At 54.6% G+C, this 24,666-nt stretch carries 22 protein-coding genes and 1 pseudogene; 14 read left to right on the forward strand and 9 right to left on the reverse strand.

The genetic code is table 11. The features are described from left to right. Positions 1-358 (reverse strand): hypothetical protein (locus RWM61_RS08035; RefSeq protein ID WP_313999329.1); only part of this gene is annotated, 358 nt, incomplete at its 3' end. Between the two features lie 283 nt (positions 359-641). On the opposite strand from RWM61_RS08035, the gene sigK reads away from it, so the two are divergent. After that, a complete protein-coding gene (sigK, locus tag RWM61_RS08040; protein WP_313999331.1) occupies positions 642-1,178 on the forward strand; it encodes an RNA polymerase sporulation sigma factor SigK in 537 nt (178 codons plus the stop codon). A gap of 291 nt (positions 1,179-1,469) precedes the next feature. On the opposite strand, the gene RWM61_RS08045 is transcribed toward sigK, so the two are convergent. Both RWM61_RS08045 and RWM61_RS08050 read right to left on the reverse strand, forming a co-directional pair. Next, a complete protein-coding gene (locus tag RWM61_RS08045; protein WP_313999333.1) occupies positions 1,470-1,676 on the reverse strand; it encodes a hypothetical protein in 207 nt (68 codons plus the stop codon). Further along, positions 1,673-2,764 (reverse strand): Gfo/Idh/MocA family oxidoreductase, encoded by a 1,092-nt coding sequence (locus RWM61_RS08050; RefSeq protein ID WP_313999335.1) that lies wholly within the window; start codon positions 2,762-2,764, stop codon positions 1,673-1,675. Before RWM61_RS08050 ends, RWM61_RS08045 begins: the two co-directional genes overlap by 4 nt. A 140-nt stretch (positions 2,765-2,904) precedes the next feature. Here RWM61_RS08050 and RWM61_RS08055 point away from each other — a divergent pair, with 140 nt between their 5' ends. The 3 genes from RWM61_RS08055 to RWM61_RS08065 all read left to right on the forward strand — a co-directional run bounded on the left by RWM61_RS08055 (position 2,905) and on the right by RWM61_RS08065 (position 4,650). Beyond that, positions 2,905-3,330, forward strand: a complete 426-nt coding sequence (locus tag RWM61_RS08055; RefSeq protein WP_313999337.1) for an AraC family ligand binding domain-containing protein — start codon at positions 2,905-2,907, stop codon at positions 3,328-3,330. After that, positions 3,330-3,485 carry a helix-turn-helix domain-containing protein gene (locus RWM61_RS08060; protein ID WP_313999430.1) on the forward strand — a complete coding sequence of 52 codons (156 nt, stop codon included), beginning with the start codon at positions 3,330-3,332 and terminating at the stop codon, positions 3,483-3,485. Before RWM61_RS08055 ends, RWM61_RS08060 begins: the two co-directional genes overlap by 1 nt. Positions 3,486-3,633: 148 nt before the next feature. After that, entirely contained in the window at positions 3,634-4,650 is a 1,017-nt protein-coding gene (locus RWM61_RS08065) for an SDR family oxidoreductase (RefSeq protein WP_313999339.1), read from the forward strand. A gap of 113 nt (positions 4,651-4,763) precedes the next feature. Here RWM61_RS08065 and RWM61_RS08070 read toward each other — a convergent pair whose 3' ends face one another. Continuing rightward, positions 4,764-5,192 carry a VOC family protein gene (locus RWM61_RS08070; RefSeq protein ID WP_313999341.1) on the reverse strand — a complete coding sequence of 143 codons (429 nt, stop codon included), beginning with the start codon at positions 5,190-5,192 and terminating at the stop codon, positions 4,764-4,766. A 347-nt stretch (positions 5,193-5,539) separates the two neighbouring features. Between RWM61_RS08070 and RWM61_RS08075 the strand changes: the two genes are divergently transcribed. Both RWM61_RS08075 and RWM61_RS08080 read left to right on the forward strand, forming a co-directional pair. Next, the gene (locus RWM61_RS08075; RefSeq protein ID WP_313999343.1) at positions 5,540-8,749 is read left to right on the forward strand and encodes an efflux RND transporter permease subunit; all 3,210 of its coding nucleotides are present in this window, start codon (positions 5,540-5,542) and stop codon (positions 8,747-8,749) included. 17 nt (positions 8,750-8,766) lie between these two features. After that, entirely contained in the window at positions 8,767-9,639 is an 873-nt protein-coding gene (locus tag RWM61_RS08080; protein ID WP_313999345.1) for a helix-turn-helix domain-containing protein, read from the forward strand. Between the two features lie 121 nt (positions 9,640-9,760). Here RWM61_RS08080 and RWM61_RS08085 read toward each other — a convergent pair whose 3' ends face one another. Next, positions 9,761-10,468, reverse strand: coding sequence for a FadR/GntR family transcriptional regulator (locus RWM61_RS08085; RefSeq protein WP_313999347.1), 708 nt, complete (start codon positions 10,466-10,468; stop codon positions 9,761-9,763). Between the two features lie 127 nt (positions 10,469-10,595). On the opposite strand from RWM61_RS08085, the gene RWM61_RS08090 reads away from it, so the two are divergent. The 3 genes and pseudogenes from RWM61_RS08090 to RWM61_RS20250 all read left to right on the forward strand — a co-directional run. Continuing rightward, the gene (locus RWM61_RS08090) at positions 10,596-12,011 is read left to right on the forward strand and encodes an FAD-linked oxidase C-terminal domain-containing protein (protein ID WP_313999349.1); all 1,416 of its coding nucleotides are present in this window, start codon (positions 10,596-10,598) and stop codon (positions 12,009-12,011) included. After that, complete coding sequence (locus RWM61_RS08095; protein WP_313999351.1) at positions 12,004-13,395, forward strand: (Fe-S)-binding protein; 1,392 nt, start codon at positions 12,004-12,006, stop codon at positions 13,393-13,395. The genes RWM61_RS08090 and RWM61_RS08095 overlap by 8 nt, the downstream gene beginning before the upstream one ends. Before the next feature lie 7 nt (positions 13,396-13,402). Next, positions 13,403-13,486 (forward strand): annotated as a pseudogene (locus RWM61_RS20250) (fumarylacetoacetate hydrolase family protein); the annotation flags it as partial. Positions 13,487-13,525: 39 nt separating this feature from the next. On the opposite strand, the gene RWM61_RS08100 reads toward RWM61_RS20250, so the two are convergent. Further along, positions 13,526-14,200, reverse strand: coding sequence for a GntR family transcriptional regulator (locus RWM61_RS08100; RefSeq protein ID WP_313999353.1), 675 nt, complete (start codon positions 14,198-14,200; stop codon positions 13,526-13,528). 176 nt (positions 14,201-14,376) lie between these two features. Between RWM61_RS08100 and RWM61_RS08105 the strand changes: the two genes are divergently transcribed. The 4 genes from RWM61_RS08105 to RWM61_RS08120 are packed head-to-tail and all read left to right on the forward strand — an operon-like array spanning position 14,377 to position 18,697. Then, positions 14,377-15,492, forward strand: coding sequence for a mandelate racemase/muconate lactonizing enzyme family protein (locus RWM61_RS08105; protein ID WP_313999355.1), 1,116 nt, complete (start codon positions 14,377-14,379; stop codon positions 15,490-15,492). A gap of 14 nt (positions 15,493-15,506) precedes the next feature. Continuing rightward, positions 15,507-16,448: a sugar ABC transporter permease gene (locus RWM61_RS08110; RefSeq protein ID WP_313999357.1), complete on the forward strand. Its 942-nt coding sequence runs from the start codon at positions 15,507-15,509 to the stop codon at positions 16,446-16,448. Then, the gene (locus tag RWM61_RS08115) at positions 16,445-17,341 is read left to right on the forward strand and encodes a carbohydrate ABC transporter permease (RefSeq protein WP_313999359.1); all 897 of its coding nucleotides are present in this window, start codon (positions 16,445-16,447) and stop codon (positions 17,339-17,341) included. Before RWM61_RS08110 ends, RWM61_RS08115 begins: the two co-directional genes overlap by 4 nt. Before the next feature lie 24 nt (positions 17,342-17,365). After that, positions 17,366-18,697, forward strand: coding sequence for an ABC transporter substrate-binding protein (locus RWM61_RS08120; protein ID WP_313999361.1), 1,332 nt, complete (start codon positions 17,366-17,368; stop codon positions 18,695-18,697). 126 nt (positions 18,698-18,823) lie between these two features. Here the strand turns inward: RWM61_RS08120 and RWM61_RS08125 are convergent, their stop codons facing one another. From RWM61_RS08125 to RWM61_RS08135, 3 genes are all read right to left on the reverse strand, one after another. Further along, positions 18,824-19,681 (reverse strand): AraC family transcriptional regulator, encoded by an 858-nt coding sequence (locus RWM61_RS08125; RefSeq protein ID WP_313999364.1) that lies wholly within the window; start codon positions 19,679-19,681, stop codon positions 18,824-18,826. Next, complete coding sequence (locus RWM61_RS08130; protein WP_313999366.1) at positions 19,678-20,466, reverse strand: phytanoyl-CoA dioxygenase family protein; 789 nt, start codon at positions 20,464-20,466, stop codon at positions 19,678-19,680. Before RWM61_RS08130 ends, RWM61_RS08125 begins: the two co-directional genes overlap by 4 nt. Before the next feature lie 144 nt (positions 20,467-20,610). Next, positions 20,611-21,720, reverse strand: coding sequence for a GntR family transcriptional regulator (locus tag RWM61_RS08135; protein ID WP_313999368.1), 1,110 nt, complete (start codon positions 21,718-21,720; stop codon positions 20,611-20,613). A 208-nt stretch (positions 21,721-21,928) separates the two neighbouring features. Here RWM61_RS08135 and RWM61_RS08140 point away from each other — a divergent pair, with 208 nt between their 5' ends. After that, positions 21,929-24,664: an alpha-mannosidase gene (locus RWM61_RS08140; protein ID WP_313999370.1), complete on the forward strand. Its 2,736-nt coding sequence runs from the start codon at positions 21,929-21,931 to the stop codon at positions 24,662-24,664. Positions 24,665-24,666 lie beyond the last annotated feature (2 nt).

Raw genomic sequence — 24,666 nt, forward strand, 5'->3', positions numbered from 1 at the left:
TACTTATACAGGCCGGGTAAATAAAGAAACGGGAGAAAAGATCCGTTACACCTGCTACAGATGTCCAAACCTCTTCCCAAAGAAGTATGGTGAAGGAGTTGAGAAGTGCCCAACTCAAACGTTGCGCGCCGATATGTTGGATCATTACGTCTGGCAGCTCATTTTGGAGACATTGTCTAATCCCGATGATTATATGGAGCGGCTGCAAAGCAAATCGAATGAGATTAACCTGGAACTTCAATCCGCCGCGGACCACATCAAACGTCAGCTGGAGCAGAAGGAGAAGGAAAAGGAAAAAATCAAAATCATGTTCAAGCGGGAGGTCATTGATGAGCAGGAGATGCTTACCGAAATGCAAAAGATTAATGCCGGACTAAAGTCGTTGGAGCAAGAGCTTGCCGGGTACGAAAAGCAGTTGTCAGAACAAGCGGAGAAGGAAATATCGGCCAATCGGATTGCCGAGGTCTCCAAGGCTGTCCGAAACTTTATCGAGAGCGCCGGCGACGAGCTTACCCTTGAGGAGAAGCGACATATCCTGGAGACCCTGGTTGATGAAGTTATTATTCGCTACGACGGGAACGAAGTACAGATTACTGCAGTCGGAGCACTAGATGAGTTAAAACGCCAACAATTTATTCAGCATGAGGATGACATCGGTTCGTGTTCACAACCTCAAGAAGTTCGACAATACCGGCGAGGATTTGGAGGATTTGATCAGCATCGGCACGATCGGGTTGATCAAGGCGATCGAGAGCTTTCAGGTGGGAAAAGGAACGAAGCTCGCGACGTTCGCGGCTCGGTGCATCGAGAACGAGATTCTGATGCATCTGCGCTCCTTGAAGAAAACGCGAAAGGACGTCTCGCTTCACGACCCGATCGGAACGGACAAGGAAGGGAATGAAATTACGTTGATCGACATCCTCGGGACGGAGAACGACGATGTCGTGGATAAGGTGCAGCTGAAGATCGAGAAGTCGAAGATCTACAGGAATCTGGATATTTTGGACGACCGGGAGCGGGAAGTCGTCGTCGGCCGGTTCGGGTTGGAGACGGGCGGGGAGGAACGGACGCAGCGGGAGATCGCAAAGGAGCTGGGGATCTCGCGGAGCTATGTGTCTCGCATAGAGAAGAGGGCGCTGATGAAGCTGTATCATGAGTTTTATAAAGTGAAGAAGTGAAATTGAGAAAGCTGATTTCGGTTTAGACCGGGTCAGTTTTTTTATTTTTATGCGCAGGATATGACTTTTTAGCATTCTCGCCGGCTTGCCAGACAAGCCGGAAGCGATGCGCTTCCCGGCACTCTCATGCTTGTAACAGTTCCCGCAAGTACCCGATCGACCGCTTCGTATCCTCGGTCATAGAGCGCTTCGGATTCATGCTGTCCGGATGCCACAGCTCCAGCGACAGCCAGCCCGTCGTATCCGGCCTCCATGGCGGTCTTGACGATGGCGGCGATATCGAGATCGCCTTCAAGCAAATCCTACATACGTTGCCGATACGGCAAGACCATGCGCGCGGGCTTGACCCAGACGCTCCGGCTGGGCGTTGATCTCGACCGCGTCGAGACCGGATTCGGCGCACGCCCGGAAAATGCCGTTCCAGTCGAGCTCCCGGCCGTCTCTGCGCCACCGCTCCATCCATCCGTAAACACCCGTGGAAAATCCTTTGACGCTCAATGCCCTCCGCCCCCTTCGCGGTTCATCGCCAGGATTTGCTTCACGCCGGTCCGCTCGCATTCGTACAGGGCTGAGATGCAGCGGAAAATATCGACCGCGTACCGGCCGGTGTTCGCCTGCGAATTCAGCCCGCGCACCTTGCGGTGGAAATGGACGATCGGATTGTCCATGATCGTGAATGGCCCGCGCGGGCCGGTCTCGACCTGCTCCTCGTCGATTGTGCCGTCCTTATCGAGCCGCAGGAACACCGGCTGCCGGGAATCAAACGGCATCCAGCGCAGCGCGCCCCGTGTGCCTTCGATTTCCGCCCGTACATATTCTTCGCCGTGCGCGCAGGAAGCCCGCTCGTAGTGGACGTGGATCGGTCGGTGGCCGCCGTGGAACGTCATGAACGCGCCGACATGTGTTTCGACGTCGAACGGGACGTCGGTCGGATCGGCAGCGGTTGTCGGCTTGGCCGTCCAGGCACCGGCGACCTCAATGGAGGACGGCTGCAAAATATCGTTCAGCGTCGCGAAATCGTACGGACCCCAATCCATGAGCACGCCGCCGCCGCTCTTGCCGGAATCCAGAAACCAGCGGCTTCCCGGCTGATATTCGATGCCCGAGCGGCTGCGCTCCCATTTGTTGACGAAGGTGACGTGATAGATGTCGCCCAGCGCGCCCGATGCGATGAGCCGTTTCACCGCTTCCATGTGCGGCATCCCTTTGAAGCGGACACTGCAGCAGCCGAGCAGCCGTCCGTGGCGTTCCGCCGTCCGCAGCATCTCCTCGGCTTCGACGGGATTCATCGCAAGCGGCTTCTCGCACAGCACATGCCGGCCGGATTGGAGGGCGAGCTTGGTCGGCCCAAGATGAAGGCTGGGCGGCGTAGCTACGATGACAATGTCGTCGTCCAGAGGCGTCTCCGCGTTCAGCATCTCGGCCGCATCCTTGTAGGTCGGAACGCCGGGGAATTGACTTTGGAAATCCGCGAGCGCGGCAGGGTTCGGGTCGGCGGCTCTCAAGTCGACAGGCTCCGGAAGCTTGGCGGCGGCAAGCGCATGCGTCCTTGCGATAACGCCGGCGCCGATCAAATAGATTCTCATTCGGGTTCCACCTCTCTGCACCTTGTAATACGCTTACACTACCACATGACATGGCCGGAATTCTCCGCCCGGAACGGTTCAAACTTGTCATTTTGTCCGCGGATGGAGGCAGGCTATAATGGGGTGGAGGTGAATGACGGATGTATGTGGACCAGCTGCGATTAAGGCGCTCGTTTGCCTTTGTCCGGGTGTGGGGTTCGGAGGAGGACCATGACCTGCATGTGCATGACCTTTTGGAAATCGGCGTGCTGCTGAACGAAAAATTGATCTATCGGTTCGGAGACCGTATTTATCGGGGGCAGCCCGGGGATGTCTTTCTTTGCCGACCCTTCGAGCCGCATTGGAGCTATGCCATGCCGGGGCGGCCGTTCGAGAGCATTCTCGTCTTGTTTACGCCCGCCGCCGTGCGGTCGATGCCGGACGGAAATCGGCTGCTGCTTCCTTTCTACGGTGATGAAGGGCTCGAGCCGCTCATTCCGGGGAGCACGCCGCAAGCCCGCGCGATCCGCAAAGCACCGGCTCGTCGCCGCATGATTTCGTCAACCGCCTGCGAGTGCAGGATGTGATGGATCAACTCCGTACCGGCGATCTGCCGGTCATCGAGATCGCGGAATCCGCCGGGTTCCAGTCGCTGAGCGCCTGCAACAAGCAATTCAAGCGCTATACCGGCGTCTCTCCACGCGAATACCGAAGGAAGATGCGGACACCTGCTGCGCGATGAACCTGTCGTTATGACACTGATCTGAGAAGGCAACAAGCTTTGTATTCGTAAGGAAAGCATGCTATCGTAAGGAACAGGAGGCAGCATTTTGTTTCTCTCGTACAGAAGCACGGCCTTTGATTCCGTACAATATTAACGGAGGTGGATTATGAAAGCGCTTTTTATCGGAGGGACGGGTACGATCAGTTCTGCAATCACAAGGCAGTTGTTAGAAAAAGGATGTGAGCTATATCTTCTGAATAGGGGCACGAGAAATGAGACTTTGCCGTCCGGGGTAAACATTATCCAAGCGGATATTAATGACGAAGACCGGGTATCCAAGCTTATTGAAAACTTGCAGTTTGATGTCGTTGCTGATTTTATAGCATTTGAACCAGCTCAATTGGAGAGAGATTATCGCTTATTCAAGGGTAAAACGAATCAATTTATATTTATCAGCTCTGCTTCTGCGTACCAAACGCCTCTGTCCGATTACAGAATTACAGAGGGCACTCCTTTATCAAATCCATATTGGGAGTATTCCCGAAACAAGATTGCCTGTGAAGATTATTTGATGAAGCAGTATCGTGAGGACGGCTTTCCGATTACGATCGTAAGACCGAGCCATACCTATGATGAGCGTTCCATTCCGCTTGGCGTGCATGGAAGCAAGGGAACCTGGCAGGTTGCCAAGCGGATGCTGGAGAACAAACCGGTGATCATTCATGGAGACGGCACTTCCCTGTGGACAATGACGCACAATAGTGATTTTGCTAAAGGCTTCATCGGTTTAATGGGCAATATTCATGCGATCGGTGAGTCTGTCCATATCACTTCAGATGAGACGGTTACCTGGAATCAAATCTACGAAGCAATTGCTGCCGCCCTTGGCGTGAAACTCCATGCGGTCCATGTTTCATCGGAATTTTTGGCTGCATGCAGCCAAGAGGATTACAGGGGCGGATTGTTGGGAGACAAGGCTAATTCCGTCGTTTTCGATAATTCGAAGCTGAAAAGGCTTGTCCCGGAATTCGTTGCAACTACTCGGTTTGACCAGGGCATCAGGCAAACGGTTGAATACATTTTAGCCCATCCTGAACATCAGCCGGAGGATAAGGAATTTGATGTCTGGTGCGATAAAGTTGTCGATGCATTAAATGCTGCCGTAGTGAAAATAACGGTATAGGGCCTTCATGGTTCTGTTGGAAATAATGATAAAAGCAAGCTGGTTCCGGTTTTTTCAAACCGGAGCCAGCTTGCTTTTTCGTAAGAAGGACTCCCTTGGGGCGACTTCTTTTTTTACCGGTTTCTTTCTTCGGTCGATAGCTGGAACGTTACGCCGAACTTGTCCTTCACCATGCCGTAAGCAGGGCTCCAAAATGTCTCTTGCAACGGCATCTTAACTTCGCCGCCTTGTTTAAGGGCTTCGTAAAAGACATTCGTTTGTTCAGCGTTGTCTGTAATAACGGTAATGTTCACATTGTCGCCTGCCTGATAAGGTGTGCCGGGAAACGTATCGGAGATCATAAGATCCGTATCGCCAACCTTCAGCAAGGCATGCATCACCCGATTCTTGGCTTCCGCCGGCAACGGATGCCCGGAGTCTTCCGGCAGCTCTCCGAAGGTCTGGATGCTGACCAACTGGGCGTCCAATGCTTGTTGATAAAAGCTGACCGCTTCCTTCGCATTTCCGTCAAACACCAAATAGGGGCTCAATCTTACGCTCATTACACTTCCTCCTCGTCCATGCGGCTACCGATGTAAATACGGTGCGGCTTATTGGTTTCCTTTTCCACTATACCACACTCTTCTTCCGAGCATACCTCTGAAATCAATAGAGATAATAAAATATGTTTAACACAGTCGATCCGTTCGAGAGGCCAACGATTCAAATCGTACGGATTTTTCCTGATCGGGTACTGTCTTCAGCATAATTTGACCGGTTGTTCGAGAATGATGAAACTAGTATATAAGGTTCATCGTAAATAGTTACGAGAATAGCCATTTGAATTTTGACCGATCGTTCGATAAAATCGGTACATAATGAAGTGGTTTGAAAAGTGGGGGGAATGACATTGCGGAGCATCATCGGTTTTTCGTTAAAAAACAAGTTTGCGTTATGGATGATCACGCTGATCGCTGTAGTCGCCGGGCTCTATTCGGGCCTCAGCATGAAGCAGGAGAGCCTGCCGAATCTGTCGTTCCCGTTCTTAAACGTCACGACGGTATACCCGGGGGCGTCTCCGGACGGTGTGGTCAAGCAGGTGACGGAACCGCTGGAACAACGGCTTACAAGTTTATCGTCCATCAAGAACGTCACGTCCTCTTCGATGGAGAACGTGTCGAACATCATGATCGAATTCGATTTCGGGCAGGACATGGACAAGGCGGTTGCCGAGATTCGCGAGGCGGTTGCGAACGTCAAGCTTCCGGAAGGCGCGCAGGCCCCGGATATCTCCAGGTTCTCGTTCAATTCATTCCCGGTTATCTCTTTGAGCGTCAGCGACAGCAATAATCAGGGGCTTGAGGAGCTGACGCGAATCGTAACGGACGACATTGCGCCGGCTCTTCAAGGCATCGACGGCGTGGCTTCCGTTCAGATTGCCGGACAATACGTGCAGGAAGTGCGGCTTGCGTTCGACGACGCCAAGATGGCGGAGCTCGGGCTGAACCGGGATTCGGTCAAAGGGATCGTGCAGGGATCGGCCGTGAAGGTGCCGCTCGGCCTGTTCGAGATTGACCGGTCGGAGAAAGCGGTGGTCGTGGACGGCCGGGTTACGACGCTGGATGATTTGGAAAATGTGGAAATACCGGTCATTCCGAATGCAGGCGGCACAGTGGGGACAGGCATGCCGGGAACCGGCAGCACCGGCGTACCGAATGGGGAAGCCGGCGGCAGCGGGGCTGTCTCTGCAGGTGGATCCGGCGAGGCACCGTCGACGGTATCGGCCGGCAATCCCGCCGCGGCGGCCGGCATTCCGACCGTTAAGCTTAGCGATATCGCAACGATCAAACTGGCAGGCCAGGCCGAATCGATCTCACGCACGAACGGCCGGCAATCGATCGGCATCCAGATCGTGAAGGCGAATGACGCCAATACGGTCGACGTCGTCAATGCGGTTAAGGGCGAGATCGGCACTTTCGAGAAGAAGTACGATGGGCTGAAGCTGGATGTGATGCTGGATCAAGGAAAGCCGATCGAGAAGTCGGTCCAAACGATGCTCGAAAAAGCATGGTTCGGCGCGCTGTTCGCCGTGATCGTCATCCTGCTGTTCCTGCGGAATGTCCGGACGACGATGATCTCCATCGTTTCGATTCCGCTGTCGCTCATTATCGCGGTGCTGCTGCTGAGGGAGTTCAATATCACCCTGAACATCATGACGCTCGGGGCCATGACGGTCGCGATCGGCCGGGTCGTCGACGACTCCATCGTCGTCATCGAGAACATTTACCGGCGTATGTCGCTCAAGGGCGAGAAACTGAAAGGCAAAGAACTGTTCGTCGAAGCAACCCGTGAAATGTTCATGCCGATCATGTCCTCGACCGTCGTCACCGTTGCGGTGTTCCTGCCGCTCGGACTCGTGACGGGAATGGTCGGCCAACTGTTCCTCCCTTTCGCGCTGACGATTGTATTCTCGCTGTTCGCCTCGCTGCTTGTGGCGGTTACGGTCGTCCCCATGCTCGGCCATATGCTGTTCCGCAACGGCATCAAGGAAAGCAAGAAACACGATCACGAAGAGAAACCGGGCGCATTGGCCGGCGGGTATCGCAAAGCGCTGACCTGGACGCTGAATCACAAAGCGGTCACCTTCGGGCTGGCGGTCATTCTTCTCCTCGGAAGCTTCGCGCTTGTGCCGCTTATCGGCTCCAGCTTCCTTCCGGAGGAAGAACAGAAGTATACGATGATTACCTACACGCCGGCACCCGGCGATCGGATTGAAGACGTCGAACAGCGGGCGCTTCTGGCCGAGAAAGCGATTCTGGATGCCAAGGATCCGGAGCTGCTCAATCTGCAATATTCGGTCGGAGGCTCCAACCCGCTGCGGCCCGGCCCTTCCCAATCGGGATTGTTCTTCCTGCAATATAAGGATGAGACAGACAATTTCAACCAAAAGAAAGAAGAGCTTCTCACCAAGATGCGAGAGGCCGTTCCCCAAGGGGAATGGGCCGAGCTGGACATGGGAGCCGGCGGCATCGGCGGCAGCAGGTTCAGCTTGAGCGTATACGGTGAAAGCCTTGAAGATATTAAACCGGTCGTCGACGAGATCGCGGGCATGATGAGCAGCGACGATTCGTTCGAGAAAGTCGATACGAGTCTGTCCAAGGCGTACGGTCAGTTTACGATCGCGGCGGACCAGGCGAAGCTCAGCCGATACGGACTTACCGCCGGCCAAATCGCGATGAAGCTAAGTCCGGTGCGTACGCGGCCGGTGCTCACGCAGGTGAAGGTCGAGGATAAAACGTACGATGTGTATGTGGAAGTGAACAAGGCTGAATACAAAACGGTTGAAGACATCAAAAACGAGACGATCGCTTCTCCGGCCGGCATTCAGGTAAAGATCGGAGACGTGGCCGCCATTGAAGAAGGGACGTCCCCGAACAGCATTTCGCGTGAGGGAGGCCGCATGGTCGTCACCGTCAGCGGGGACATTACCGAGAAAGATGTCGCGAAAGTATCTTCCGACTTCCTGGATAGACTGGGCAAGCTTGAGAAGCCGGCTTCCGTGGAAATCAAGGCGGGCGGCGTCACCGAGCAAATCAATGACACATTCACTCAGCTCGGACTCGCCATGGCCGCTGCAATCGCGATCGTGTATCTTGTACTCGTACTGACGTTCGGAGGCGCCCTCGCTCCTTTTGCGATCATGTTCTCGCTTCCGTTCGCCGTCATCGGCGGCTTGGTTGCGCTCTGGGTGGCCGGCGAGACGCTGAGCGTCTCCGCGCTGATGGGCGCCCTGATGCTGATCGGCATCGTCGTCACGAACGCTATCGTCTTGATCGACCGCGTCATCCACATGGAAAGAGAAGGGCTGTCGACCCGCGAAGCGCTGCTCGAAGCCGCCGGCACTCGACTGCGCCCGATTCTGATGACCGCGCTGGCGACCATCGGAGCGCTGCTTCCGCTGGCGTTCGGCCTGGAAGGAGCGGGCATCATCTCCCGCGGGCTTGGAGTGACCGTGATCGGCGGGTTGATCAGCTCCACCATGTTGACGCTGATTATCGTCCCGATTGTGTACGAGACTCTGATGAAGCTGCGGCGGAAGCCTAACCGCGCAGAGGCATAAGCAAGGAGGGGCGGCTATTGCAGAAGAAAAAAAAGCAGATTTTAGAGGCGGCCGTCCGTCTCTTCGCCCGCCAAGGGTTCCACGCGACGTCCATTCAGGAAATTGTGGATGAGGTCGGCATAGCGAAAGGCTCTATCTACTTTTATTTCAAATCGAAAGACGAGCTGCTCGTCTCGATCTTCGAGTATTACGGCGAGCAATTGTACAACGCGACGGCTGAGCACCCGGGGGAGGGAGGCTTGGCGGCCAGGCAGCGGCTTTGCCTGCAGCTGGAGCGGCAGTTCCGGTTCATGAAGGAACATGCGGAATTTATCCAAATGATGATCAAGGAACCGCTGTCCGGCGTCCATCAAGAGCAGCTCAGGACATTGGCCTTCCGCTTTCGCAGCAGGTATCTGAATTGGCTGTACCGGCAAATCCAGGCCATTTATGGATCTGAAGCGAAACGCTATTGGGCGGACGGCGTCCTGCTGCTCGGCGGCATGATGCACCAGTTTATGGAGGGCATCATGATCGACCGTGAAGCAATCGATGATGTCCGGCTGTCCGGCTTTTTGGTCCGCCGGCTGGACGACGTGATGCGGGGGATGCTCGAAGCGGGTGAACCGCCGATCATGGGGCACTCCGGCATCCGCCGGATGATCGCATTTGGATTGGCGGAGCAGGAGGAAGAGCATGCGCATGCCGTATTGAACGAGCTGAAAGAGCTGGCCAAAGGCACGGATGCGGAGGAGACAATTGCGCTTATCAAGGCGGAACTGAACAAGGCAGCCCCGCATCGCGTCATCGTACGGGCGCTGCTTGCCCTCCTGGAGAAGCAGGGGGAACCGAATTGGCGGGAAACACTGCGGCGACTTGCACAGATATTGGAGAAGTCCCGGACGGATTAAGCGCCGGAAAGAGGCATGACTCCGCGTCATGAGTAGTCGGAAGCAAAATACTTCTCCAACGTTAAGCTGGCTCCGGTTGTTTCGATCGGTGGTCAGCTTGCTTTTTTCCTAAAAAGCCGCGCTATACGTTTAATGCCTCGCGAAGAACCTGCATCACTTTAGATAGATGATCGGCAACCAGCTTCCCGGCCAGTTGCTTATCTTGACGTTCGATCGCCTCATATATGATACGGTGCTCATGCAGCAAGCGGGACGAGGTTGCTTTCTCCCGGTAAAACCAAAGTTCCCGGGTTTGTCGGATCGAGTTGGTAAACCGGTCGGACAGGGACTCCATCAGTTGAATGAGGAGGGAATTTCCGGATGCGGCCGCGATCGCCATATGAAACTCAACATCGGCGCGCTCACCCTCCGACGTATCATTGCGGTCAAGTCCTTGCTCCATTACAACCAATAATTCGCGCAGCCGAAGCAAATCGCCGGAGCTGCGCCTTTCGGCGGCCAGGGAAGCGGCCCCGATTTCTAAAGTCATTCGCACTTCCAAGAGCTCGATAAGCGAATCGGCATCTTGGAATAACAGATCGGTCCCGTTTTTTGTGTCGCTCGGAAGCACCGGCTTCACGAAGATCCCTCCTCCTTGGCGCACATCAAGCCAGCCCATGGCTTTGAGTGCGCTTACGGCTTCCCGGATCGTAGAGCGCCCGACTCCGTAAGCTTCGGCCAGTTCGACGACGGATGGGAGCCTTCCGCCAGGATGCCATTCTCCTTCTTGGATTTTACGAAGAATGTCATCTGCAACCAATTCGTGGCCTTTCGGTGTATTTATTTTCATCAGGGCCTCCTGCAGTAACGGTTATCGTCCCGTTTATTTTAGTACTGTACAACAATATAAGTATAGCCTATAATATGGACAAAATCATCAGATGACCTGATCAATATAGCGGGAGAGGAACTATTCGATGCTGGATGAAGGTTTAACGCGACAGCTGCGGGTCATTGTCGGAGACAGAAATTACCGCGATGACCGGGAGGCATTGGTTGCGCATTCCTATGACGGGACCCCGATGCTCCAAAGCTTGCCTGATGGTGTGATTTATCCGGAAAACACGCGCCAGGTTTCGGAAATCATGAAAGCCCTTGCAACACATCGGGTGCCGGTCGTGTCCCGTGGCTCCGGTTCCAATCTATGCGGCGGCACGGTTCCGGCGCAAGGCGGGGTCGTGATGGTCATGCATCGCATGAATCGGATTTTGGAAGTCGATCTGGAAAATTTGACGGCCACCGTGCAGCCCGGTATCATCACGGCTGAATTTACAGCCCATATCGAATCGTTGGGACTGTTCTACCCGCCGGATCCGAGCAGCATGAGAATCTCGACGATCGGGGGTAATATCGCCGAATGCTCAGGCGGTTTGCGCGGGTTGAAATACGGCACAACCAAGGATTATGTGATTGGCTTGGAAGCGGTATTGGCCAATGGCGAAATCATTCGAACAGGCGGAAAGCTGATGAAGGACGTCGCCGGCTACGATCTGACCAAGCTCCTGGTAGGTTCCGAGGGTACGCTCGCCATTATTACCGAGGCGACCTTGAAGCTGATCCCTCCGCCGGCAAGCAAGAAGACGATGCTGGCGATGTTCAAGGATCTGTATGGCGCGGCCAGAACCGTATCCCGGATTATCGAGATGCGGATCATTCCCGCTACGCTTGAGTTCATGGACAATCCGACGATTCGTGTCGTAGACGATTTCGCCAAGTTGGGTCTCCCACGGGATATGGAGGCGATCCTGCTGATCGAACAGGACGGCGATCCGGAAACGGTGTCGCGTGACATCGAACGCATACGGGAGATATGCGAGTTGGAGCGGGCGGACGGAATTGACGTCGCGGAAAATCGGGAGCAGGCCGAAAAGCTGTTGACGGCAAGGCGCAGCGCTTTTACCGCGTTGGCGAGACTTCGACCCACAACGATTCTCGAGGATGCAACGGTTCCAAGGTCCCGGATCGCGGATATGGTGCTCCGCATCAATGAAATTGCGCGACAATACGAGGTTTCGATCGCCACCTTCGGCCATGCGGGAGACGGAAATCTTCATCCTACGGCCATGACCGACGCAAGGGACCATGAGGAGATTCATCGAGTGGAGCAGGCGTTTGAAGCGATTTTCGAAGCGGCGATCGAGTTTGGCGGTACGATCACAGGGGAACATGGTGTCGGATTGGTCAAGGCTCCGTTCCTTGAATGGAAAATCGGTACGGCCGGCATGGAGGTCATGCGCGGCATAAAACAGGCATTCGACCCGTATAACTTGCTGAATCCGGGTAAGATTTTTGCCGAACAAACGCGAAAAAGGGTGGTGATTGACCGTGCTTGATGCCAATGCCGCGACCCAAACCCAGAAGAAGCCGGCAATCGAGCACAGCAACCCGCTGTCCAAATCGCTGCTGGCCAAGCTGGACTACGATCAATTAACCAATTGCATGCGCTGCGGGTTTTGTCTGCCTGCCTGTCCCACCTTCCGGGAAACGGGCCTTGAGCCGGAGTCCCCGCGCGGACGAATCGCCCTGATGAAAGCAGTCGCCGACGGCATCATGGAACCGGACCAGGCCTTTGAAGATCAAATGAACCATTGTCTCGGATGCAGGGCATGCGAACCGGCTTGCCCCGCCGATGTCAAGTATGGGCAATTGATTGAGCAGGCCCGTGACGCGGTCGAAGATCATGCGGATCACAGCGTTCCCGTAACGGGCATTCGCAAGCTGTTCTTCAAGGGGATATTCCCGCATCGTAAAAGGCTGCAATGGCTGGGCAGATCGCTCGCCTTCTATCAAAAATCCGGTTTGCGTCAGATCGTCAGGGGAAGCGGCATGATGCGCCTGCTTCCGAGGCATATGCGTGAAATGGAGTTAATTCTACCGGACGCGACCGCAAGAGGCGTGGTGGAGCGGATCGGTACCGTTTATCCTGCCAAAGGGGAATTGATTGCACGCGTTGCTCTGTTTCGGGGGTGCATGATGGATGTGCTGTTTGCCGAAACGAACGTAAACACGGTCAAGCTGTTGTCGGAAGCCGGATTCGAGGTGGTCATTCCGAACGAGCAGGTATGCTGCGGAGCCCTTCATGCCCATAGCGGCGAGATGGATTTGGCCAGAGATCTTGCGCTTATCAATCTTAAAGTTTTCAAAGAAGCCGGTATTGAATATATCGTCTCCAACGCCGGCGGATGCGGCGCGATGCTTGTGGAATATGATCATTTGGTGAAGGATTACCCGGAACTCCGGGGAACGGCGGCGTGGTTTGCCTCCCGCGTGATCGACGTCAGCCGATTGCTGGTCGAACGAGGACGAATTCCGTCATTTGCCGATCCGACAGCGAATACGTGCGGGCCGGTGACGATCACCTATCAGGACTCCTGTCATTTGAGGAATGTCATGAAGAGTTCCGACGCTCCGAGGCAATTGATGAAGCTGGTGCCAAACGTCAAGTTCATCGAGTTGAAGGAAGCAGACCGCTGCTGCGGATCGGCGGGCATCTATAATATCACGGAGCCGGACATGTCAGGCCAGCTGTTGAAGTGCAAGATGGAACACGTCAATTCAACCGGCGCCCACTACTTGCTCACCAGCAATCCGGGATGTCTGCTGCAGATGAAGCTTGGCGTCAAGCGGCACGAGGGCGGTTCTCGAATGGAAGTCAAACATCTGGTCGATTTCGTGTACGAGAGAACCGCAGATCGCACGGCGGGGGAGGGCCGTTGAAAACTTTGTTCTCAACGGTGAGGTAAGACAACACGCAAATACGTCCGATATGATCTTCGATTGTGAAGAAATCGTAAGTTACATCTCACAATGCTAGGGGAGGCAACCCCTTTCCCCTAGCATTGGCCTGTCATTTCCGGTGCATCGGCAAACCGAGCGACAGCAAGTTCATGTCGTAAATGTGCTTGGTCAACTCCGTGACGGCGAGCTCGATTTGCCCGGTTCGCATCGTATCGATCAGCGGCCGATGCTGCTCCCACACGCGGGTGATGTCCTCGTATTTCTCATCTTGCATAAAGAAGTGGAGCCGGATGCGATTGAAAATGCTGGACCAAATGTTCATCAAATTCGACAACTGCGATTTGACGACGATATATTCATGAAATGCCAGATCGCTTTCCACCAAGTTTACTACATCGTTCGATTCTCCGCTCTTGCGCATATTCTCCAAGCATTGCTCCAAGAAGGCGAAGTCCTCCTGAGCAAACGCCGGAAGCGCCTTCCGCAAGGCGTAGGTTTCCACCGTCAAACGGATCGGAATCAAGACGTTGACGACTTCCTCCGTTGAAAATTCGGCGACAACGGTTTCCTTAAAAGGCTGCGAATGCAGCAAGCCTTCCTGCTCCAAAACGCGGAGGGCTTCCCGGATCGGTCCGCGGCTAACGCCCATTTGTTTCGACATCTCGAGCTCTACCAAACGGTCCCCAGGCTTGAGCTTGCCTTCCAAGATAGCTCGGCGAATGTCGTCGGCGATCCGGTGGCGAAGAGAGACGGCTTTTTGTTCCGTGAAGCGAAAAGGCGGCATAATACCCCTCCCACCCTTTATGTTGGATATCCATAGTGTATATCTTGCGGCAAAATAACGTCAACAATACATTGTTGACAATCTACAATCAGGCAAGGTATATTTTGAATACATAAATGTAAGCGCTTTATTAATTAACATCTTTAATTACTTCTTCACGCTAGGGGGATCACACGTTGAAAATAACGGATGTAGAAGTCGTTTACTTGAGGCTGCCGATTATTGACGCTTCTCGTTGCGACGGCACGCAAGATACGCTCATGATTCGAGTACATACGGATAATGGGATTACCGGCATCGGCGAAATCGATTCGTCTCCGGCCGTCGCAAGAGCGGTAGTGGAGACGCAAGCGTCCCACTCGATTGCGAACGGATTGAAGGAGCTTCTCGTCGGCGAGGATCCTTTCGACATCGAGCGGCTCTGGCACCGGATGTACCAAGGAACGCTTTATTTCGGTAGATCGGGCCCGGCCCTTCATGCGATGAGCGGGATCGACATCGCGTTATGGGACATTATCGGGAAAGCGACGGGGCGCACGACAGCCCAGATGCTGGGTGGAACGTTCCGCGACAAGATCAAAGCGTATGCCAGCCTTGTGATGCCGGACACGATCCAGGGGGCCGCCGCCCTAGCGGAAAAGTACATGGGTTTAGGCTACCGGGCAATAAAGTTCGGATGGGGGCCGCTCGGCAGGGACGATCGGTTTGATGTGAACGCGATCAAGACACTGCGCTCCGTCATTGGCAACGATATCGACCTTATGGTGGACATCGGACACACGTGGGACGCGCAGCAGGCGATTCGAATGGCGAAACGGTTTGAGGAATACGGGGTGTTTTGGATTGAGGAGCCGCTCCCGCCGGACGATCACCAAGGATACGCGCATTTGGCCGATTCGGTGGACGTGTATATTGCCGCCGGCGAGCAGGAGGCTGGACGAAACGCATACGAACGGCTGCTGCGGGATGCCCGCATCGATATTCTGCAGCCGGACTTGGGCCGATGCGGCGGACTAACCGAAGGGAAGAAAATCGCGTACATGGCTTATGACCGCAACAAGAAAGTTGTCCCGCACGCTTTTAAAACCGGAATTCTCGTCGCAGCCAGCACTCATTACGTTGCCAGCATGCCCCACGGCTTTTTGCTCGAATACACCGTCTCCGAATCGCCGCTCGCCAGACATTTGGTGCAAAACCCGGTGCGTTTTGAAAACGGTTACGTCATTCTCCCCGAGGGTCCAGGACTAGGGATTCACATCGATCCGCAAATCGAAGCCCGCTTCAAGGCTTGAGGGGGGATGGCAAGATGGCTTTAATCCGAAGAAAATGGCTGTCGCGAACGCAGAAGGAAGCACTGGATTGTTACGTATTCATTAGCCCCGCCGTCGTTGGCCTATTGCTGTTTATGCTGGGCCCGATCGTCTTCTCCGCCTACATTTCCTTTACCGATTATGACATCCTGGGTTCGCCGCGGTGGATCGGACTTCAGAACTACATCGATCTCGTGAACGACCCGTTCTTCTGGTTGTCGCTCAAAGTTACATTCGTCTACGCCGGCGTCAGCGTTCCGCTCGGGCTGGCCGTCTCCTTGCTGCTCGCCATGCTGTTGAACCAAAATCTTAAGGGCATTTATCTCTTTCGAGTGATCTATTACTTGCCGGCCGTCATCTCGGGCGTCGCGGTCGCGCTGTTGTGGAAATGGATTTTCAACCCCGAATTCGGATTGTTGAACTGGTTCCTCGGCTTGTTCGGGATCCGGGGACCCTTGTGGATATTCAGTGAAACATGGGCCCTGCCGTCCATTATCCTGATGAGCCTATGGAGCATCGGGGGCAGCATCCTGATTTATTTGGCCGGTCTGCAAGGCATCCCGTCCGAGCTCTACGAGGCGGCCGAGATCGACGGGGCGAACCGCATTCGACGATTTTGGAGCGTCACGATTCCGATGCTGTCTCCGGTTATCTTTTTCAATCTGGTGATGGGCATTATCGGCTCCGTTCAAGTGTTTACGGAAGGCTACGTCATGACGTCCGGCGGACCGAACAACTCGACGTTATTCGCCGTCCTGTACCTCTATCGCAACGCGTTCAACTATTTATCGATGGGCTACGCGTCGGCCATGGCATGGGTGTTGTTCCTGATCATCCTGACGTTGACGCTGCTTGTGTTCCGCTCATCGCCGATGTGGGTGTTTTATGAGGAGCAGAAGAGCAAACCAAAAACGAAGGCAAGGGGGAATGTTCGATGACGGTGCCGGCCGGAAGTGGCAGCGAGGGCGTCGCGCGGACGCGCCGAAGAATGGGCAAGAGATTGAGCGGGCAGCTGACGACGCTCGTTTCGTACCTGCTGCTCGGGGCAGGCGCCATCGTGATTATGGCGCCGCTCCTGTGGATGATATCCACATCGCTGAAGCGGAAGATCGATGTCTATGTGTTTCCGCCGGAATGGATCCCGGACCCCGTCATGTGGAGCAATTTCCGGGACGCGTTGACGACGTTCCCGTTTCCGCTTTATACGCTTAACTCCTTTACGATCGTCATCTTCGTGCTGATCGGCACGCTGCTGTCTTGTTCGTTCTCGTCTTACGGCTTCGCGCGCCTCCGGGCGCCGGGCAAAGATTTGATCTTCATCGTCCTGTTGTCCACGTTGATGCTGCCGACGGCCGTGACAATGGTGCCTTTATACTTGCTGTTCAATCGGCTGGGGTGGATCGACACGTTCCTGCCGCTGATCGTGCCGTCGTTCTTTGGGAGCGCGTTCTTCATATTCTTGATGCGCCAGTTTTATATGGGCGTGCCCAGAGAGCTGGAGGACGCCGCCCGAATTGACGGGTGCAACGCCTATTCCGCGTGGGTCCGCATCATGATGCCGATGACGAAGCCGGTGCTCGCCACCGTGGCGGTGTTCACCTTCATGTGGACGTGGAACGACTTTATGGGTCCGCTCATCTATTTGACGAGCGAGGAGAAGCGGACGATCGCTTTGGGACTGTCGTATTTCCAAGGCTCGGCCCGTTCGTCTCCGGAGTTGCATCTGTTGATGGCGGCGACGATCTATTCCATCATTCCATGCGTTCTCTTGTTCTTTGTCAGTCAGAAGGTGTTCGTCAAGGGGATCGTATTTACTGGAGTTAAAGGCTAGTACCATGAGGGAGGTCGAAGGAAAATGAGGAAAAACAAAGCGGTTTGGATGTTGTTGATCGTGATGTCGATGCTCATCATCGTCGTGGCGGGTTGTTCGCAGAGGTCAGGGAGCGTGAACGATCCCGGGCCGGAGGATTCCGGATCGGGCGATGCAGCATCCGGCCAAAAGGTGACGCTGGAGTTCATCCGTTGGTCGAACGGTCCGGCGCTCGATGCAGAGGAAGAGGACAAAGTCAAACGGTTCAACGAGAGCCAACCGAACATCGAAGTCAAGATGACGCTGCTGCCTTGGGATGAAACGTTCCGGAAGATCGAGCTGTCTCTCGCCTCCAACAACCCGGTCGACTTGTTCTATTGGGACGTTCCGGCTTATGCATGGTACAAGAAAGGATTGTTTAAAAACCTGCAGCCGTATTTCGACCGAGACTTGAACATGGACGATTACGACGCGAGACTGTTCGAGCCGTTTAAATTCGACGGGGAGAACATGTTCGTCGCCCCGGAAAATTACCAGACGCTGGTATTCTACTATAATAAAACGGCCTTCGATCAAGCGGGGCTTGACTATCCAACGGGGGATTGGACGTGGGAAGACGTGCGTGCGGCTGCGGAGAAGTTGACGGTCAGAGAAGGCGACCAAGTCACGCAATACGGTTTCGACGCAACCGCTTTCGGCACATGGTGGGCATGGATGTCACTCAGCGCGGCTCAAGGCGGGAAAATCGCCGAGGACATCAACGAGCCGGAGGCGATTACGCTCAACACGCCGGAAACGACCAATGCGCTACAGTTTTTGCAGGACATGATCTACAAGTATAAGGTGTCGCCGGACGTGGCGACGAAGGATTCGCTCGGCATGAACTTCCAAACCGGCAAAATCGCAATGTACGCGGGCGGCGACTGGGATTTGGGGACGCTGAAGGAAATTACCGATTTCGAATGGGATATGGCTCCGCTCCCGAAATGGGAGGACGGGCGGGCGACGCCGTATTTCGTTGGCGGCTACGTCATGGCGGAAAACACGAAGTATCCGGAAGAAGCTTGGGAATTCATTAAGTGGACGATGACGGAAAACCAGAAGACGCTCGCGGGCCAGCAATCCTGGATCGCTGTGCACAATCCGTCCCGCGAAGCGGCGAAGCTGCCGGACTGGACGCCGTCGGGCTATAAGGAGGCTCGTTTCGAATGGATGAAGGACGGCATGATCGGCGACATTTACCACATCAAGTGGAGAGAAGCGTACGACAAGTACCTTGTGCCGATGCAGGACGAGATCTTCCTCAACAACGGATCGGTGCAGGATGCGCTGGCCCAAGCGGAGAAGGAGATCAACGCATTGCTGCAATCACCGTAAGAGGAAGGCGCATACGCTCATGACGAACGAGATCGGGCTTACTTTATTCGATCGGGCGGGCGGTACCCTCATATCGGCCTCCGCCATGTGATCCGGGAACTGCGGAAGCCCCGAAGGTGGGGAGGTTCACTCCAATGGGCTGCGTTTCCACAATTTGCGGTAAAGCGTGGGAGAGCAGCCTTCATTTTGTAGAAACGAATGTAAGAAAGCATTATAGCTGCCAAAGCCGGCCGAGTCCGCCACCTCGGCGATCGGCATATCGGAATGCAGAAGATGATGCTTTGCATGGCCGATGCGAATTTTCGTCAAATACTCCTTCGGCGCGTAACCATAATATCGCCTGAATTGGCGAATGAAATGATAGTAGCTTAAGCCGGCGGCTCCCGCCGCCCCGTGGATGTCCGCCGATTCCGCGTAACGCTCCTCCAAATAAAGACGCCCGCGTTCTAAAGCGGCGGGTTTCGTCTCCTTTCGTTCGGAAGGGTTTAGAAGGTTTCGAAGCAGCAGCTGCATCAGTAGCTGATACAGCAGAGCGGAAATGTTCGGTTCACTTTCGGGGCCCTCCTTCGACATCCAATCCAAAACGCTTTGCAGCGTGCGCACATAGGGCTCGTCATCCGCCGCCCCGGGCAACAGCAAATAAGGAGCGTCGAACCACGAATGCCACAGCCGATCCAACTCGCTGCCGTGAAAGACGACATACTTCATCTCGTACGGGTCTTCCGGATCCGAACGATACGCGTGCGGCTCCCGCATGTTATAGACGAGTCCGTCGCCGCGTTCGAGCGCGATCCATTCGGTTCCGTACCGAAACCACCCTCTGCCGGACGTAATGTAGATGATCTCGAATGCGTTATATTGCTCCCTTTCAAATGAAAACGTAGGCGCCATCTGCTCGATGCCGCCGATCAAAGCGAAAAAAAGACGCGAGCGGGCGAACCCGCTCGGTGAATTTACATATTCAATTCGCCGAATTTGCGTCATGTTACAGCCGCCGGGTCTTCGAACGCTTTCGGATTCGATACCCACGCTGTCACTCCGAGCAGCATTTTGCGCAGGTTGGTCGTCGCTTTTGCGCGTAACGCTTCGGATGGCTCGTATCCCGGCCAGGTACGTACAAAGGATGGAGCGTAATTGTAAATAAGCGAGCGGCGCGTGTCATCGGAATAATTGTTCAGCGCCGAATGATACGTATAGCCGTGGAACGCGACGGCCGTGCCTTTCTTCACGGCCATCCGTACGTGGCCCGGCATATCCTCTTGCTTGCCGACCCTGGGCAGCTGATCGTTGGTCATGTTGACGCTTCCAGGCAGGAAGGCCAGACAGCCGCCGTCGTTTCCGACATCTGACAGGAAGTAGAACACTTTGACCATGAACGGAACAGGCTTTTCGTTGACCGTTAACCAACTGGAGGTGTCGCGGTGCCAAGCGGTGTGCGCTTCCTTACGTGGCGGCTTCAGCATCGCATCGTTATCGATCATGACGAAGGAGTCGCCGATCAGATCGCGCATGATGCCCATCATTCGCGGATGCTCCATCAGCTCAAGGAAGGCGTCGTCGTGTTCGATGATCCCGCAAATTTGCTCGACGTGGCTCAGCTGTCCGAGCTCCGGATTCGCGCCGCCGTCCGCTCTCCAACGCGTGAATGCTTCATCCATCCGGGCGTTATAGAAATCGCATTCGCTCTCGGACAAGAAGCCGTCCAACACCAAGTATCCGTTGCAATTCCACGCTAATTTTTGCTCAATGGAAAGTTCATGAAGATTCAATTTTCAATTCCCCCATTCGGTTGATTTAATTCGATTTTATAGGATGCAATCACTCTAAGCTATAGCAATAGTTGCTTAATAAACAACAAAAGTTGCTGTTATACCTGAAGGAACAGGCGGGGCGGCATCCTGCTTCTACTTGCCTTACGGTTTTTTAAGCGGAGCACCGGTCGAGCGGCCGAGGACGAGTTTCGGCGGCAATATGATTTTTTGACGTTCGCGGTACGGCTCCTCGATGACCGACAGAAGAAGCTCGGCGGCTTGACGGCCGATTTCTTCTTCCTGCTGTACGACGGAAGTGGGGGGGACCCGAGCGTAAGCCGCATATTCAAAAGTATCGAAAAAGACGATGGATATCTGATCGGGAATACGCAGGCCAGCTTCTTCAATCGCATCGATCGCTTTTAACCCGATCCCGGCGTTCGCCGCAAACACGGCTGTAACGTCAGCGTTTTGATGAAAGAAACGAACCAACCGCGGCTTGTCGAGATCCGTGACGATCAACCTTTTTTCAACCGGAAGCATAGCCTCGGCGAGCGCGTGTTTGTAGCCTTCCAGCCGGTCTTCCAAACTGCTCGTGTCGGCATAGGGGGTCGTCAAATAAGCAATTTTCTTGTGGCCCAATTGGAGCAAATGGGAGGTGGCCCGGCTGGCGCCGCCAAAGTGGTCGGAGCAGACGCAATTGGTTTCCACTCCCTTCAAATACCGGTCGATGACTACAATGGGATAGCGGTTAAGCGTCAACCGTAAAATTTCTTCATTGTAGGATTCTCCTTCTGCCGGATAAATGATGATGCCTTTAGCCCCGGATTGTACCATTTCAGCGATCAGCCGGCTCTCCCGTTCGGGCGATTCCGAGGTTCTGCAGAACATCAGCCTGTACCCGGCATGGGCCAGAGCACCTTCCACGCCCTTCAGAAGATGGGTGGTATAACTCGAATCCAGGCTCGGCAGGAGAAAGGCGACCCAATTCAAGATAAAATCGGGCTGTACCCGTGGAGGGAAAACGGCTGGTTCGCCCTCTTCGCCCCGGGAAACAAACGAACCTTTTCCTTGAATTCTGTAAATCATTCCTTCTTTTACGAGAGCGGACATCGCTTGCTTCACGGTAATCCGGCTGACCTGGAATTGTTGGGCCAATTCATTCTCGGACGGCAGGCGGTCTCCCGGCCGCCAAACGCCGTTGCTTATTTGGTCCCGCACATATTCATGGATTCTGGAATAAAGCGGGATTCTTTTCGAACGTTTATTCATCCTTGTTCCCCATTCTGATGAAAATACAATTTATATAACCAATATACAACCATTAAGGGGAGTATAAAAAAAGTTTCCGAAAAAAGCAATACAACAATGCTGCTCTATAAAAAAACGTTTACAGAATCGGATTCATCGCTTATGATAGGCGTAAATAGTTGGTATACTTGACTTGTTTAAAAGATATAGATTTGGCGGGTGGCGGCTATTGAACAAGATCGTACACGTGATTTCGCATACTCACTGGGACCGGGAATGGTATCTGCCCTACGAAAAACACCATATCCGCTTGGTCAAGTTAATGGACGACCTGCTCGAGGTTCTCGAGCGGGACTCCGAGTTTCAAAGCTTCCATTTGGATGGCCAGACCATCATTCTCGACGATTATCTCGAGATTCATCCCGAACGGCGGAGCCGGATCATCCGCCATGTCATCGACGGCAGGCTGAGGATCGGTCCCTGGTATATTCTGCAGGATGAGTTTCTGACGAGCAGCGAAGCCAATATCCGAAACTTGCTGATCGGTCACCGGGATGCCATACGCTATGGAGGCGTTACGAAAATCGGCTATTTTCCCGACTCATTCGGGAACATCGGACAGGCGCCGCAAATTCTGAGTCAGGCAGGAATCAGAACCGCCGTTTTCGGCCGGGGAGTCAAGCCTACCGGCTTTAACAATTCGGTCGCGGACGCGGAGCACTACGAGTCCCCCTTCTCGGAGATGATTTGGCAATCGCCGGACGGTTCGGAAGTGCTGGGCATCCTGTTTGCGAATTGGTACCACAACGGGATGGAGATTCCTTCCGACCCCGAGAAGGCAAAGGCGTTTTGGCAAACGAAGATCGCCGATGCGGAACGCTACGCTTCGACGTGTCATTTGCTTCTGATGAACGGCTGCGACCATCAACCGGTCCAGACCGACATTTCCGACGCTCTGTCCTCAGCCCGCAATTTGTTTCCGGATTATGCATTCATTCATTCCAATTTCCCGGAATACGCACAAACCTTGAGCCGAACCCTGAGACAGGACTTGGCCGTCGTGAAGGGAGAACTGCGCAGCCAGCGCACCGACGGCTGGGGAACGTTGGTCAATACGGCTTCGGCCCGGGTGTATATCAAGCAGGAGAATCAGAAATGCCAGACCCTGCTGGAGAAGGTAGCGGAGCCATTGGCCACGCTGGCCGGGACGCATGGTGTCCCCTATCCCCATAATTTATTCGGCTATGCATGGAAAACCTTGATGCAGAATCATCCGCATGATAGCATTTGCGGCTGCAGTGTGGATGAGGTTCACCGGGAAATGATGACCCGCTTTGCCAAAAGCCTTCACATGACGGAAGCTTTGGTGGAGGAAAGCAGCCGATCGGTCGTTTCTGCCGTGGATACGTCGGTTTATGCGGCATACCGCGGAGCGCGTCCGTTCGTCGTCTTTAACACGTCCGGGCGGAGCCGCAGCGGAACGCTCAGCGTCGAGCTGGAGGTGGGGCGGTTCTTGCTGCAGGACGGTTCTTCCGAATGTAAAGCTGCGTTGGCGGAATTGGCTGTTGATGGCCAAGTCATCAATGCGAAGGGCGAACCCATCGATTGCAAAATGGAGGACCTGGGAGTCCGCTTCGGGTACGAGCTGCCCGACGACCGTTTTCGTCAGCCTTATTGGGCCCGGGTAATCAGGATTCATTTGCACGTCGCGGATATACCGGCGCTGGGATATGCTACCTATGCTTGGGTGCCCGTCAAGACCGAATCCGGCCCGCCGGAAACTTCTCTGCTGACGGGCGCCGGTACGATGGAGAACGAGCATCTCCGCGTCAGCGTTGCCGGTAACGGAACATTAACGCTGCTGGACAAAAGCAGCGGCCGATCTTATTCCGGTTTGTGCGAGTACGAGGATGCCGGCGATGTCGGAAACGAATATATGTTCCGGCAACCGGACGGCGACAAGCCTCTGACTACAAAAAGTTTGGAAGCGGACGTTCAGGTAGTCGAGGACAGTCCGTTCCGGGCCATCTTGGAAATCACGCACGAATGGGAAATCCCGGGCGCGGCCGAGGCTCTGCTTGCCAAAGAAATGGAAGCGTTCGTTCCGTTTACCGACCGAACGGCGCAACGAGGGACGGAGAAGGTGCCGCTGGTCCTCCGCACCCGGGTCATGTTGGAGAAAGATGCGAGGTTGGTCAAGATTGCGGTTTCGTTCGATAACCAAGCCCGAGACCATCGTCTTCGCGTATTGATTCCGACTGACATTCATGCCGGTGTTCATTATGCCGATTCGATTTTTGAATTGGCCGAAAGACCGAACGCGCCGGCGCCGGAATGGAAAAATCCGAGCAATTGTCAGCACCAGCAGGCTTTTGTGGCTGTGGACAACGACAAGGAAGGGTTGATGGTGGCCAATTGCGGCTTGAACGAATATGAGGTGCTGCGAGATGGTCGAAACACGATAGCGGTAACGCTGCTCCGGGCCGTCGGCGAGTTGGGGGATTGGGGCGTTTTCCCGACGCCGGAAGCCCAGTGTTTGGGAACCCATATCATGGAGTTAGCCCTGATTCCTTATCACGGTTCAAACGACCGTTGTGAAGCGGCAACATTGGCTTATCAATTCCAAGTTCCTTGGACGGCCCGGCAAACGGACGTCCACGCCGGAACGATTCCGCCCCGGTATGCTCTGCTGGGATGGGAAGGTTCCGGCCTGGCTTTGACGGCTGCGAAAGTGAGCGAACAAACGGAAGACGTGATCCTGCGCTGGTACAACATGTCGAGTGCGGAAACGCGATTGGTGATTGCGATGCCTGCGGGCGACCCCGCAGCTCATTGGTATAAGAGTAACGTGCTTGAGGAAATGCTTGACGACCGCCTGGAACCCGTCGGTGCCGACGGCCGCTTCGAGATCGGTGTTCGTCCTTTCGAAATCCTCACGCTCGGATATCGTGCGAACAAAAAGTGATC

The sequence above is a fragment of the uncultured Paenibacillus sp. genome, from assembly GCF_963515335.1.
GTDB lineage: Bacteria > Bacillota > Bacilli > Paenibacillales > Paenibacillaceae > Paenibacillus_I.

Coding starts and splice junctions, on each gene's coding strand:
- sigK (WP_313999331.1), top strand. CDS start 642: ATGAGGATGACATCGGTTCGTGTTCACAACCTCAAGAAGTTCGACAAT.
- RWM61_RS08050 (WP_313999335.1), bottom strand. CDS start 2,764: ATGAGAATCTATTTGATCGGCGCCGGCGTTATCGCAAGGACGCATGCG.
- RWM61_RS08055 (WP_313999337.1), top strand. CDS start 2,905: ATGTATGTGGACCAGCTGCGATTAAGGCGCTCGTTTGCCTTTGTCCGG.
- RWM61_RS08060 (WP_313999430.1), top strand. CDS start 3,330: ATGGATCAACTCCGTACCGGCGATCTGCCGGTCATCGAGATCGCGGAA.
- RWM61_RS08065 (WP_313999339.1), top strand. CDS start 3,634: ATGAAAGCGCTTTTTATCGGAGGGACGGGTACGATCAGTTCTGCAATC.
- RWM61_RS08070 (WP_313999341.1), bottom strand. CDS start 5,192: ATGAGCGTAAGATTGAGCCCCTATTTGGTGTTTGACGGAAATGCGAAG.
- RWM61_RS08085 (WP_313999347.1), bottom strand. CDS start 10,468: ATGAAAATAAATACACCGAAAGGCCACGAATTGGTTGCAGATGACATT.
- RWM61_RS08090 (WP_313999349.1), top strand. CDS start 10,596: ATGCTGGATGAAGGTTTAACGCGACAGCTGCGGGTCATTGTCGGAGAC.
- RWM61_RS08100 (WP_313999353.1), bottom strand. CDS start 14,200: ATGCCGCCTTTTCGCTTCACGGAACAAAAAGCCGTCTCTCTTCGCCAC.
- RWM61_RS08110 (WP_313999357.1), top strand. CDS start 15,507: ATGGCTTTAATCCGAAGAAAATGGCTGTCGCGAACGCAGAAGGAAGCA.
- RWM61_RS08115 (WP_313999359.1), top strand. CDS start 16,445: ATGACGGTGCCGGCCGGAAGTGGCAGCGAGGGCGTCGCGCGGACGCGC.
- RWM61_RS08120 (WP_313999361.1), top strand. CDS start 17,366: ATGAGGAAAAACAAAGCGGTTTGGATGTTGTTGATCGTGATGTCGATG.
- RWM61_RS08125 (WP_313999364.1), bottom strand. CDS start 19,681: ATGACGCAAATTCGGCGAATTGAATATGTAAATTCACCGAGCGGGTTC.
- RWM61_RS08135 (WP_313999368.1), bottom strand. CDS start 21,720: ATGAATAAACGTTCGAAAAGAATCCCGCTTTATTCCAGAATCCATGAA.